8 protein-coding genes are annotated in these 11,771 nt (G+C 65.4%); 5 read left to right on the forward strand and 3 right to left on the reverse strand.

Features of this window, described 5'->3' with window-relative positions:
- The first annotated feature begins 10 nt into the window (after positions 1-10).
- Together AC25M7_RS11600 and AC25M7_RS11605 are read left to right on the forward strand one after the other, a co-directional pair.
- Complete coding sequence (locus AC25M7_RS11600; RefSeq protein ID WP_028691879.1) at positions 11-1,597, forward strand: ABC-F family ATPase; 1,587 nt, start codon at positions 11-13, stop codon at positions 1,595-1,597.
- Between the two features lie 153 nt (positions 1,598-1,750).
- On the forward strand, positions 1,751-2,917 hold the full coding sequence (locus tag AC25M7_RS11605) for an MFS transporter (protein WP_028691878.1): 1,167 nt from the start codon (positions 1,751-1,753) through the stop codon (positions 2,915-2,917).
- On the opposite strand, the gene AC25M7_RS11610 is transcribed toward AC25M7_RS11605, so the two are convergent.
- Together AC25M7_RS11610 and AC25M7_RS11615 are read right to left on the reverse strand one after the other, a co-directional pair.
- Positions 2,876-3,925, reverse strand: coding sequence for an alpha/beta hydrolase family protein (locus tag AC25M7_RS11610; protein ID WP_028691877.1), 1,050 nt, complete (start codon positions 3,923-3,925; stop codon positions 2,876-2,878). The two genes, AC25M7_RS11605 and AC25M7_RS11610, sit on opposite strands and share 42 nt — an antisense overlap.
- A gap of 148 nt (positions 3,926-4,073) precedes the next feature.
- Positions 4,074-4,685, reverse strand: coding sequence for an FMN-dependent NADH-azoreductase (locus tag AC25M7_RS11615; protein ID WP_062363121.1), 612 nt, complete (start codon positions 4,683-4,685; stop codon positions 4,074-4,076).
- A 133-nt stretch (positions 4,686-4,818) separates the two neighbouring features.
- Between AC25M7_RS11615 and AC25M7_RS11620 the strand changes: the two genes are divergently transcribed.
- Positions 4,819-5,721 carry a LysR substrate-binding domain-containing protein gene (locus AC25M7_RS11620; protein ID WP_028691875.1) on the forward strand — a complete coding sequence of 301 codons (903 nt, stop codon included), beginning with the start codon at positions 4,819-4,821 and terminating at the stop codon, positions 5,719-5,721.
- The gene (locus AC25M7_RS11625; protein WP_028691874.1) at positions 5,714-6,085 is read left to right on the forward strand and encodes an MmcQ/YjbR family DNA-binding protein; all 372 of its coding nucleotides are present in this window, start codon (positions 5,714-5,716) and stop codon (positions 6,083-6,085) included. Before AC25M7_RS11620 ends, AC25M7_RS11625 begins: the two co-directional genes overlap by 8 nt.
- 18 nt (positions 6,086-6,103) lie before the next feature.
- Here AC25M7_RS11625 and AC25M7_RS11630 read toward each other — a convergent pair whose 3' ends face one another.
- A complete protein-coding gene (locus tag AC25M7_RS11630; protein WP_028691873.1) occupies positions 6,104-6,520 on the reverse strand; it encodes a VOC family protein in 417 nt (138 codons plus the stop codon).
- A 222-nt stretch (positions 6,521-6,742) separates the two neighbouring features.
- Here AC25M7_RS11630 and AC25M7_RS11635 point away from each other — a divergent pair, with 222 nt between their 5' ends.
- Positions 6,743-11,770, forward strand: coding sequence for an NEL-type E3 ubiquitin ligase domain-containing protein (locus AC25M7_RS11635; protein ID WP_486971075.1), 5,028 nt, complete (start codon positions 6,743-6,745; stop codon positions 11,768-11,770).
- Position 11,771: the final 1 nt, after the last annotated feature.

Here is an 11,771-nt window from a genome sequence, read left to right on the forward strand (position 1 = left end):
GGTAAGGCACTTGATCTCCACCGCTAACATCACCATGCAGTTCGGCTCCAAGCCCCTGTTCGAAAACGTCTCGGTCAAATTCAACAACGGCAACCGCTACGGCCTGATCGGCGCCAACGGTTGCGGCAAGTCGACCTTCATGAAGATCCTCGGTGGCGACCTGGAGCCATCCGGCGGCCAGGTGATGCTCGAGCCCAACACCCGCCTGGGCAAGCTGCGCCAGGATCAGTTCGCCTATGAAGAATTCACCGTGATCGACACGGTGATCATGGGCCACGAGCAGCTGTGGAAGGTCAAGGCTGAACGCGACCGCATCTACTCCCTGCCGGAGATGACCGAGGAAGACGGCATGGCCGTCGCCGAGCTGGAAACCGAATTCGCCGAGATGGACGGCTACACCGCCGAGTCCCGTGCCGGCGAGCTGCTGCTGGGCCTGGGCATTCCGCTGGAGCAGCACTTCGGCCCGATGAGCGAAGTCGCTCCCGGCTGGAAGCTGCGCGTGCTGCTGGCCCAGGCGCTGTTCTCCGATCCGGACGTGCTGCTGCTCGACGAGCCGACCAACCACCTGGACATCAACACCATCCGCTGGCTGGAAACCATCCTCACCGCGCGCAACAGCACCATGGTGATCATTTCCCACGACCGCCACTTCCTCAACAGCGTCTGCACCCACATGGCCGACCTGGACTACGGCGAGCTGCGCCTGTTCCCAGGCAACTACGACGAATACATGACCGCGGCTACCCAGGCCCGCGAGCAACTGCTGTCGGACAACGCCAAGAAGAAAGCCCAGATCGCCGAGCTGCAGACCTTCGTCAGCCGCTTCTCGGCCAACGCCTCGAAAGCCAAGCAGGCCACTTCGCGCGCCAAGCAGATCGACAAGATCCAGCTGGCCGAGGTCAAGCCGTCGAGCCGGGTCAGCCCGTTCATCCGCTTCGAGCAGACCAAGAAACTGCACCGCCAGGCGGTCACCGTCGAGAAGATGGCCAAGGCCTTCGATGACAAGGTGCTGTTCAAGGACTTCAGCTTCACCATCGAAGCCGGCGAGCGCGTAGCCATCATCGGCCCCAACGGCATCGGCAAGACCACCCTGCTGCGCACCCTGGTCGGTGAAATGACCCCGGACAAGGGCGAAGTGAAGTGGACCGACAGTGCCGAGGTGGGTTACTACGCCCAGGACCACGCCCACGACTTCGAAGACGACATGACCCTGTTCGACTGGATGGGCCAGTGGACCAGCGGCGAGCAAGTGATCCGCGGCACCCTGGGGCGCATGCTGTTCTCCAACGACGAGATCCTCAAGTCGGTGAAGGTGATTTCCGGTGGTGAGCAGGGCCGCATGCTGTTCGGCAAGCTGATCCTGCAAAAACCCAACGTGCTGGTGATGGACGAACCGACCAACCACCTGGACATGGAATCGATCGAGGCGCTGAACCTGGCGCTGGAGAACTATCCGGGCACCCTGCTGTTCGTCAGCCACGACCGTGAGTTCGTGTCGTCGCTGGCCACCCGCATCATCGAGCTGACAGCCGATGGCGTGGTGGACTTCAGCGGGACCTATGACGACTACCTGCGCAGTCAGGGCGTGGTGGTCTGAGCCAACGCTGAGTAACCTTCATCGCGGGGCAAGTCGCGGCGGTACGCCGATGCGACTTGCCCCGCGACACGTTTAATTAGTTAGCCTGCTTTCTTTTCCGTCGCGCGGCAGCCATGATGGGCACAGCCCCACCGCCCGCCCGCGAACGAGCCCATGACCGCGCCACACGCCTCCAGCGTCACCCTGCAGATTCTCTCGATCGTCCTCTACACCTTCATCGCCTTCCTCTGCATCGGCCTGCCGATCGCGGTGCTGCCTGGCCATGTGCACGACCAGCTGGGCTTCGGCGCGGTGATCGCCGGCCTGACCATCGGCCTGCAGTACCTGGCCACCCTGCTCAGCCGGCCCTTTGCCGGGCGGGTGGCGGACACCCTTGGCGGCAAGCGCGCGATCCGCTACGGCCTGTACGGCATCGCCGGCTGCGGTGTGCTGACCCTGCTGTCGGCCTGGGCCCTCGCCCTGCCCTGGCTGAGCCTGGCGCTGCTGTTGGGCGGCCGGCTGTTGCTGGGCATCGCCCAAGGGCTGATCGGCGTCGCGACGCTGAGCTGGGGCATCGGCCAGGTGGGAGCGGAACATACCGCGCGGGTCATCTCCTGGAACGGCATCGCCTCCTATGGCGCCATCGCCATTGGCGCGCCCGCTGGCGTGCTACTGGTGGACGGCCTGAGCTTTGCCGTGCTCGGGCCTGCACTGCTGGGCCTGGCGCTGCTGGCCCTGCTGGTGCTGCGTACGCGGCCGGACGTGGTGGTGGTGCGCGGCGAACGGTTGCCGTTCTGGTCGGCGTTCGGCCGCGTGGCACCTTGTGGCGTGGGATTGACCTTGGCGTCGATCGGTTATGGCACCCTGACCACCTTCGTCACCCTGTATTACCTCGAGCGCGGCTGGGTCGGCGCCGCCTGGTGCCTGAGCGCCTTCGGCCTGTGCTTCATCCTCTCGCGACTGCTGTTCGTCAATGCGGTCAACCGCTACGGCGGCTACAACGTGGCCATCGCCTGCATGGCCACCGAGGTGCTCGGGCTGAGCCTGCTGTGGCTGGCGCCGTCGCCGTTGTGGGCGATGGTTGGCGCCGGGCTGACCGGCTTCGGCTTGTCGTTGGTGTACCCGGCCCTGGGCGTCGAGGCGATCCGCCAGGTCCCCAGCAGCAGCCGTGGCGCCGGGCTGGGCGCCTACGCGGTGTTCTTCGACCTGGCGCTGGCCATCGCGGGCCCGGTGATGGGCGCGGTGGCGGTGCACCTGGGGTACGCTTCGATCTTCTGCGTCGCCGCCCTGCTCGCCCTGTCAGGGGTGGGCCTGACCCTGTTGTTGGCCCGCCGCGGCTGAACGCTCAGCGGGCTCCGGCGCGCCCAGAGCCTGGCTAAAGAAGGCGGTGGTCTCGCTGCGTAGCGAGCGGTGGATATGCTGACGGTCGACGCCCTCGGCGTCCTTGCACAGCACCGGCATGCGCTGATGCTGCTCATCGTCACAAGGGGCCATGAACACGAAGTGCCCGGCGCCGGCCAGCAGGCGGTAGTCGGGGGTGACCGGCAGCTTGCGCGCCAGGGCATCGGCATTGTGCTCCAACACCAGCAACTGGTCGTTGTCACCGCTGTAGATCAGCGCCGGCACCTGCACGCCGGCCAATGCGTGACGACCGAACATCAGGCTCAGCGGCGCCATCAGCATCACCGCGCCCACCCGGGGATCGGCGCGGGGCGCCAGCTCGCTGTGGTCGGCGATCAGCACGCCATGGGTCTTGCAGGCGTCGGTGTCGGTGGGGCGTTGCTCGCAATAGCGGCGCAGGCGTTCGAGGTCGGGCCGTGCGCCGGACAGGATCAGTGCGGTCTCGCCGCCGGCGGAATAGCCAATCACCCCGACCTTGCCGTCATTCAGATACGGCGCGAGCAGCCTGTCGTTGCGCGCCGCGGTGATCGCGGCGCTGATTTGCAGTGGCCGGCCATAGAGGTTGCTGAGGGTACCCAGGCGGCTATGGTCACGGTTGTTGTCCCCGGGGTGGACCACCGCCACCACCACGAAACCCTGGCGAGCCAAGCCATTGGCCAGGTCATGCAAGGCCATCGGGCTGCCGGTATTGCCGTGGGAGATCACCAGCAGCGGGAACTGGCCCATGGCCACCGGCGCCTCTTCGGCGACACGGGTCTGGTAGCCCTCGATGCGCACCGGGCGCGCTTCGCCGCTGGAAGGATAGAACACCAGCGCCTGCATGGGCCGGGCGTCCACCGGGTCAGTGAGCGTCAGGCGGTGCAACCCGGCCACCCACGGCGCCGCGTCGGCGCGTGCCAGCAGGCCGCCGAGCAGCAACAGCGCCATCAGCATACGGGTTCGTTTCATCGCAGGGCACTCCTCGTCGCAAGGCACTGCGCAGCACTCGGGAATGGAGGCCAGCATAGAACCCGGCTCGCAGCCAGCACATGAAAACTGGATGAAAAAAGCCGACTGGCGCGCTGGGCGGCAGTCGGCTTTGGTCAAGCAGTCGCAATCAGGCGGCGGCGAACAGCTCACCGGCAATCTGCGCCTGGGCGGCGTCGATGGCCTTGGCACGGTGCTCCGGACCATATGCCAGGCCATGGGCGCGGACGATTTCCAGGTCGGTGATGCCGATGAAGCCGAGGAACACCTTGAGGAAGTCCTCATGGCCGACACCGGTCGGCTGGCCCTGGTGCAGACCACCGGCGGTGGACACCAGGATCACCTTCTTGTCGCCGCACAGGCCTTCAGGGCCGGCCTCGGTGTAGCGGAAGGTCTTGCCGGCCACCGCCACGCGGTCGATCCATGCCTTGAGCTGGGTCGGCACGGTGAAGTTGTACATCGGCGCGCCGATCACAACGGCGTCGGCGGCGAGGAATTCTTCCAGGGTCTCGGCGCTCAGCTTGGCCTCGTGGGCCTGGGCGGCATCGCGCATCTCCTCCGGGGTGCCGGCGGCGACCAGGGTGGCGGCGGAGAAGTGGCTGATGGCATCGGCAGCCAAATCGCGGTAGACCACTTCGAGGCTCGGGTCGGCGGCTTTCCAGGCCTCGACCACTTCGCGGCTCAGCTGGCGGGAGGCGGAATTGTCGCCCAGGATGCTCGAATCGATATGCAACAGTTTCATGGGACTCTCCTGTGAATGAAGACCGCGGCGGTGGGCGATCACGATGGGAGCAATCCTATCGGCACATCGAATAGCTGATAAGTCGGTAAAAACGCGTTAGTTTGTTCCACTGATGGAACAATGAGACTGTCAAATGCAAGACCTCAACGACCTCTTCTACTTCGCCCGGGTGGTCGAAGCCGGTGGTTTCGCCGCCGCTGGGCGCCAGCTGGGCATCCCCAAGTCGCGCCTGTCGCGGCGCATCGCCGAGCTGGAGGAGCGCCTGGGCACCCGCCTGCTGCAGCGCACCACCCGGCAGCTCAAGCTCACCGCCGTGGGCGAGCGCTACCTGAACCATTGCCAGGCCATGCTGCTGGAGGCGGAGATGGCCGACGAGGTAGTGGCCAGCATGTCCAGCGAGCCCCGGGGTCGCCTGCGGGTGTCCTGCCCGGTGGCCCTGGCCCACGCCTTCCTGCCGGATGTGATCAGTCGCTTTCTCACCCAATACCCCCAGGTGCAGCTCGACATGGTGCTGCTCAACCGCCGGGTCGACTTGATCTCCGAGGGCATCGACGTCGCCCTGCGGGTACGCGACCTGGGCGACGAGGACCCGGCGCTGGTCACCCGGCGCCTGCGCCAGGCGCAGATGCAGCTGGTGGCCGCGCCGGGCTTCGCCGATCATATCCGCGAGCCCGCCGAGCTGGCAACCCTGCCGGTGCTCGGCGCGGCCGAAGCCGACCGCCTGGTGCACTTCCGTCTGCACGGGCCCCATGACCGTCAGGAGGAAGTCGCCCTGGAGCCGCGGCTGGCCATCGACGACTTTGTCGTGCGCAACGCCGCGGTACGTGCAGGGCTGGGCTTCACCGCCCTGCCGTCGATGTTCTGCGAGGAAGAACTGGCCCGTGGCGAACTGGTGCGCCTGCTGCCAGACTGGTCGCTGCCCGGCGGCTACCTGCAGGCGGTCTACCCGCACCGCCGGGGCCTGCTGCCAGCGGTACGCGCATGGATCGATCACCTGGCGGCTTCATTCGAAGCCTGTGGAGAGCGTTATGTCTGAGAAAAGGCTGTCCGAGGAGCAGGTGGCGGCGCTGTGCCTGGCCCTGCCTGGGGCGCGGGAAGACTACAAATGGGGCGGCATCCGGGTGTTCTCGGTGGCCGGCAACAAGATGTTCGCCGTGCAGGACCTGGGCGGCGCCGGCTTGTCGTTCAAGGTGGCCGACGAGCTGTTCCTCGGCTACTGCGACCGCCCCGGCATTCGCCCGGCGCCTTACCTGGCGCGGGCGAAGTGGATCAGCATGTTGCCGCCCTACCCGATGGGCCGCGACGAGCTGAGCGACCTGCTTAAGCGGTCGCACCAACTGGTGGTGCAGCGCTTGCCCAAACGTCAGCAGGCGGGGTTGCTGCTTGGGTCTACAAGCTGAGTGCGCATCGCAGCACCTTTATGCCTGAATGGGCGGCCCTTTGAGTTCGACGCGGTTGCCATCGGGGTCGTAACAGTACAGCGAGACACCCTCACCTTCAGCGCCGTAGCGTTTCTCTGCGGCCTCGACCCTTACCCCGGCCTCACGCAGCCGTGCGCTCAGCGACGGTTCGTCGAACGGCTCGATGCGCAGGCAGAAATGGTCGACATTGTGCCCGCTCGGGCCGGGCAGCGGGCCGCCCTGGCGCCCCAGCGGACCATCGACAGCCACCAGGTCGATCAGGCCGTCGCCGGCCCCCAGATGGATCATCCCCAGCGAATCCCTGCGTTTGCGCACCGGACAGCCAAGCAGTTCATGGTAGAAGGCCAGGCTGCGCTGCAGATCGCCGACGCGCAGGACCAGGTGGTCAATATGCAGGATGGTGAAAGCTGGCATGGCAGTGCTCCACGTTCAGGCTTTGTCTAGACCATAGCAGCGTCCCCGCGGGCTGACCTTAGGCCGACGCCGTCAATGGCCGACGGTAGGTCCGCCGCAGGTGCTGTGGGCCAAACGGCTCCTGACATGTCAGCCATCGCCCTGGAAGCGGCTCAACTATGTACCGCCTCAAGCCCTTCCCACTGTCCTTGAATGGTCGCTCCCCCTTATTGGAATGCGACCATGCACAGCCTCGATCCTCCCTACCACCAGCAACAGATCTTGCGCAGCCTGCCGGGCTGGACCAGGCATCTGCATCCAACCCACACTCAAAGGCTGTTGCGTCGGGCACACCGGGAGCACATCAAGCCGGACGGACAGTTCGCGGACTGGTTCGTCCAGGCGTCGCCGGTCCGCCAGGCAGAACTGCGCGAGGCCATCAAGCAGCGAACGACCAGTAGCAAGGCACTGGCCAAGGCCTTACAGGCTCTGCGGGGCATCACCGAGTTCTGCGAACCTTTGCTGAAGGCGCGACTGGGCGTGCAGGTCTCCCTTACACAAGCGCAGTTCAACCGTCAGCCATTTACGCAGGGCCAGATGGGTGGGTTTCCCGATCCGGACGCATCCCATGTCATGCCCCGCCCGGTGATCCTGACCGAGCAACCGACCGGCGCCGCCACGCTCACCAGCCTGCTGGAAGCCGCTCTGCACAATTTCGAAGGCATGGCTGAGGTTGGCCCCTTCAGCACCTTGCAGCTCAGTGTCGAAGACACCACCCCAATCCCTGGCTTGAGTACAAACGCTTTTGTCCGCCACTGCCGTGCACTCGACCTGGGCAAGCGCTATCAGCAGCACCTGCAAAGCATCTACGGCGGCACGCGAAAGGCCGTGCTGCAACCGCTATGGAGCCAAGCGCGGCGCGATGAGCTTGCCGTGCAGGCGCTGATCGCCCATATGCGCAGACACCTGACGGATGAAGGCCTCCAGGCATTGCTCCAGCTCTGTACCACCGACCAAGCGCCAAGTTACGGGACGGCAACGGCCTCGGTGCTGACCTTGAGCATGCTGGGCACTCAATTGCACGACCTGTGGCTGTTGAAAGCAAACAGCCAGCCCGCCCCCGCCTGTATCGCCTACCTGCCCTTCGACGACGATCAACCTGTACAGGAGTTCATCAATCTGCTCGCCTTCGGCAGGTACCTACGGCGCCGGCTGCTGGAGCCCGGCTATCGCGAACGTTTTCTGGAACATGTCGCCCTGAAGGATCGCCCCGAGATGGCAAGAAAACTAAAGGCCAGGCTGTTCGAAGGCCCCCGGGCGCAGGTGATCCCCCTCGAGACGCCTTCCCCCGCGTTTGCCGAGACCGAACCTGGCACGCATCCCTGGCAAGGACAGGAAACGGCCAGCGAAGCAGATGAGCCACCAACACCGCGCCCCGTCCGCTTCCCGGTGCTGGCGATCCATGAAACCCCCATCGCATTCCCGGTGTGGCCCAAGCTGTTCAACGACCATGTACAACGCCTGCAGGACGACGCGCGCGGGGTGGCGGTACCGACGGCCGATGTCGACGCCAAGGCACGGCGTGAGCGCCTGATGCTGTGGGGCGAGCGCGGCTTCAACCTGCTGGGGGTGGCGGCCATGTTCGTCCCCGGCCTGGACGTCGCCATGCTGGCAGTGGGCGCAGGCCAGGTCATGAGCAGTATCTTCCACGGTTTCGAAGCCTGGTCCGAAGGTGACAACGCCCAGGCCGCAGGGCAGGTCGAGTCGCTGCTCATCAACCTCGGCAGCGTGATCGCCATCGCTGGCGTCGCCAAGCTGGCCAGGGCCAGCGGCTTTGTCGACGGGATGGAAAGCCTCTGGATCAATGGCGAGCAGCGACTGTGGCACCCGCAGTTGCAGCCCTACCGCAGCCCGGTCGAACTGCCGGCGGACCTGCAACCGGACAACCAAGGCATCCTGCAGTATGACAATCGGCATTTCATCGAACTGGACGATTCGCTCCACGAGGTGCGAAAGCACAGCGATGAAGACTGGCGCATTGTCCATCCGGAAGATCCACAGGCCTATCAGCCACGACTGCGTGGCAATGGCGAAGGGGCTTGGCGCTTGTCGCACGAGCGGCCGCAGGACTGGAGCCGGGTCAAGCTGATGCGCCGCCTCGGTCCGCTCTGCAAGGGCTTGAACGATGAAGAACTGCTGGCAGCGCTCGACAGCAGCGGCCTGGACCGTGGCGTGCTGGAGCAGGTCCACGCCGACGGCAGGCGCCCTCCGGCGCTGCTCGAGGACGCCCTGCGCCGGCTCAAGGCCGACAGCACCGCCGACGAGATCATCGCCAGAACCCGCCAGGGCCGCCCGTTGGCAGCCTACAAACAATTCGCCATCAGTGTGCTCGGCGAACTGCCCGGTTGGCCCGAGGATGTGGTGCTGGAGGTTTTCGAGGGGGTCGAGCCGATGGGCAGCGCCACCCGCTATGGGCGCGATCGGCTCGGTGACCAGGTAATCCAGTTGACCCGCAGCGACCTGGACAACGGCGACCTGGCCAGGATCGTCCTGGAAAACCTGGACGAAGAAACGGTAAACGCCCTGCTGCCCGAGGGTGCCTCAGCCGGGCAACGCCAACAGGCCTTGCAGACGCTGATGGCCGACCGGTTGAGCGCAAGTCGGTCGGCGCTGTTCGACAGCCTCTACAACGCTCATACCAGCGCAGCCACGCCCACGATCTTGGCCATCGGTCGACAGTTTCCCGGCCTGCCCCGGCAGGCACTCGACGAACTGGCCAGCCAGGCCAGCAGCGCCGAACGCAACAGCCTGCTTGCAGGCCGGGTTCCCCTGCGTATTGCCGAGGAAGCACGGCTGCTGCAAGCCCGCGTGCGACTGGACCGGGCAATCCTGGGCCTGTACCGCAACAGCCTGGCCAACGCCGATAGCCAGCTGATCAGCGACAACCTGCTGGCCCGCTACCCACAAAGGTCCGCGCAACAGCGCTATCACGCGGCGCTTGCCGACCGTCCGGCAGCCGCCAGGCTGATCGGCCAGCAACCGGTGAGCCCCGGCTTTCGCTCGCCCCTGCGCCTGAGCGATGGCAGGTATGGCTACCCGCTGAGCCCAGGCGTATTCGCCTCCCGGGCCGAACGCGAGCTGCATGCCTTGTACCCCGGGCTCGGTGATCGCGAGGTCAGGCAATTGTTGGTTACCCTGCGCGTCAGGGGCAGCGCTACTGAACAGATTCAGGCATTGCGTGCTCAATTGGCAACACTGCGTGAACAGCTCGGCGCCTGGGCCAGCAAAGGCGCCGACGACTGGGGCGAAGAAGTCGGCGCCTACTTCACCAGGACCGCCGACCAACTGGTCCGGGCCTGGCAGCGCCTGGACGGCGAAGTACTCAGCCTGTCCAATATCACCCTCGATGCGTTGCCGCCGCTAGCGGCGCGTTTCGATCACATCGCCACGTTGACGCTGGAGAACCTCAACGTGATCGAAATGCCCGCCGACTTCCTGCAGGCCTTTGTGTCATTACGGCGAATCGATGTGCGCAGCAGCCCGCAGTTGAGCGCCGCTTCGGTCCTGCGGGCACTGCGCAATGCTCCGCAATTGCGTGAACTGCGTCTGAGCGGGGCACGCCTGGGGGAGCTGCCAGCTGTCGCCCACGAGGTATTGCCGACACTGGACAATCTGCGCAGCCTGGAACTGCCCCGCAACCGCCTCACCCTGACCCTGCCGGACCTGCAGATGATTGCGGGCCTGCGCCTGGAGACCCTGGATCTGCGGGTCAACCGCATTGCGCTGGATGCGCAAATGGCGGGGGCCTTTGGCTCGATGCGTGCGTTGCGGCACTTGCACCTGAGCCTGAATCCGCTGGGCCTCGGCCCTGACGTGGGCAACCTGGAGAACCTGGCCACCCTGCGTCTGGACAGCACCCAGTTGCAGCACTGGCCATCCGGGCTCGGCACCTTGATGCAGCGCACCCCATGCATGCTGCGCGAAGTGGACCTGAGCATGAATCGCATCACGCAGATTCCCGATTTCGACTCGCTGATCTACTCAGCCTATTCAGACGCACTGCTGGCCAGACGTCCTGGCTATCGCTGGCGCTTCAACTACAACCCTTTGGATGAACGCACCCGCACAAGCCTGAGGGTCATCGGCGCCTCCGCCGAGGAAGAAACGATCGAGGCGCCTTTGCCTGCACCTGCGCAGCGAATCGACTGGCTGAGCGGTGCCAGCGAAGCCCGCCAAGCCACCTGGAACGCATTGTTTGACGAGGACCGCAACACCAGCTTGCGCGAGGTCATCGAACAGGTCGGCATGTCAGCCAGCGCGCTGCGTCAGCCCAGGGCCTTTGCCCGTCAGGTCTGGAGACTGCTTGATCGGGCTGCCGCCAGCACTCGCTTGCGCACCCGCCTTAACGAGGTGGCCAGCGAGTTTCCGGTGACCTGCGGCGATGCCGGTGCCGATGGTTTCGATACCTTGCAGGTCGAAGTAATGGCCTACGATGAGGCCGCAGAGATCAAGGCCGACTATGGAATCGCCGGTGACGAGGTTGCCACGCCACCACTGTTCCAGTTCTTTAGGCGCCTGTTCCGACGAGACCAGGTGAACGCCCTGGCCCAGGACCTGTTCAACGCCAGGCTTGCGCGACGCGATGCCCTACGTGCAATGGATGCCTGGCATGCCCAGCCATTGGACGAGCGCGGTGCCAGGCCCGCAGTACCCGAGCTGCATCGCTTCGATACGCTGTCGGACGACGTGCTGCACAATGGCCTTGGCGAAGGCCTGGACCTGATCGAGATTCGCCTGGCCCTGCGCACTCGCCTGTCGAGGATACTGGACTTCCCCGAGTTCCAACAGGACATGCTGTACCGGCAAACCGCCGAAATCTCGGCGCAGACCGAAGATGCGGTACGCAATGAGGTCGAGACACGGGACACTAGCGCCGACAGGCGTCGCCAGTGGATCTCTCGACACCCGACCTGGCGCCGCTTGCTGCACCGGGAATTCATTACTCGCTTCAATGTGCTCAGGCGTCGCTGGGATGTCGGCATGGACTTCCTGGAGGGCAATGACCTGGACGGCACGCTCGAACCCCCGGTGATCGAAGCGCTGACCCAGGCGCTGGGGCGCAGTCCCCTTGGCGAAGATGGCCAGCCCCTGCGCCAGACCCTCACCAGTGAACAGTATGTCGCGGGCATGAACCGCATGGCCCTGGGCCTGGAAGCGGACGAAGACGCCCTCTACCTTGGCCTGACCGCACGCCGCGACCCCAACAACTGAG

The sequence above is a fragment of the Pseudomonas sp. P106(2024) genome, from assembly GCF_057480815.1.